Consider the following 1,387-nt stretch of genomic DNA (forward strand, 5'->3'; position numbering starts at 1 on the left):
AGCGTCTGTTGCCGGTCGATGTCTGCGGCTAATGCCTGGGCCTGTTGAGCACTGGCCGACAGGCTCTGCATTTCTACCATCGCACTGGAAAGGAGTGCTTTGGCCTGTTGCATGTCCAGTTGCTGACTTCCGGCACAAGCCTGCATATCGGCGGAAATAAACACACCCTTGCCGCCACGAACGGCCACCCAGTCGTCGGTGCGCAGCTCGGCGCCGTGACCGCGATCTTTACGCTTGTCATCGACCAGCGCACCCAGGTTCAGCTGGCTTTTGCCGCTGGCCGGTGTGGAAAGCTTGATGTGTTCTTTCCCGCGCGTATCGTCCAGTCGCAGTTTGTTATTAGCGGGAGTGCGGATAACGTTCCGCTTGTAGTTCGGCAGCGCCACAGGGTCCGGATGCCGTGAATCGTGCAGCGCATAAGCAATGTACGGCCGGTCAACGTCGCCGTTCTCGAAGGCAATCGCCACGCCGGTGGAGTCCAGCAGCGGCATATGGAAGCCGCAGGTATCCCCGGAATAGGGTTTTGCCAGACGCAGCCAGCAGCTCTCAAAGCCTTTCTGCCATTCGGTGCGGTCGAAACCAAACCGGGCGCGGTACAAACCGTCGGCGCTGATATGGGCATAAGGTTCATCCGGATGCGCGCTGGAGATGCGGGCAGGCAGCGTGCCGGTGACGGTCGGCCACGGCAGCAGAGCGGGGCGATACGGATGCCGGGTATTGCGTGGCACGGCGGTGAAGGTGACAAAATACGCCGTGTCGCGGGCGACGTTGGTAGAGTTCGTGGATACTATCAGCAGGCCGTCCGGCGCTTCCGGCCAGTCTTTACCGGGCGTGGTAATGACCATCCCCGGACGCAGCGTCATGCTGTTGGACTTGCCCTCGAAGGTGGTTTGTTCGCTCAGATAACGCTCCTGACGGCGTCTGGCGTACCACATACCCTGACCGGGCTCGTTGCTGTATTCCTTGCCCGGCTCAGGATAGGACTCACCCCAGCGGTAATCTTCGGCAACCAGCGCCGTGTAATCCGGATTGGTGGTCGCCGTGGCGGTCATATCGCTTTGCACGGCCGGATAGTAATCGTCGTTAACCGTCACCGATTTCGGGATGGCCTTGCGGCTGACCGACATCTCCCAGACCGACTCCTGGCCGCCGTCAAACAGTCCCGCCGGGTTACGGAACGGGATGGCGACCGGTTCCGGCCAGGCGTAAGAATGGTCGGCCAGCACCATGACGTCGCAGTTGTTCTCTTCATCGTATTCAAAGAAGTACGAGATGCCGCTGTCGGCCAGGCGGCGCGCGATGTGCGCGTATTCGCTTTCGCCGAACTGCATCATGAATTTTTTCAGCGGGTACTGTTCATTAAGGGCAAACCGGAAATCCAGCCGGT

At 60.1% G+C, this 1,387-nt stretch carries 1 protein-coding gene; it reads right to left on the reverse strand.

What is annotated here, in order from left to right; all coding sequences use genetic code 11:
* On the reverse strand, nucleotides 1-1,387 hold a 1,387-nt coding region (locus tag J1785_RS01030), incomplete at both ends, for a type VI secretion system Vgr family protein (RefSeq protein ID WP_217218596.1).

Source organism: Rahnella perminowiae (genome assembly GCF_019049755.1).
Lineage (GTDB): Bacteria > Pseudomonadota > Gammaproteobacteria > Enterobacterales > Enterobacteriaceae > Rahnella > Rahnella perminowiae.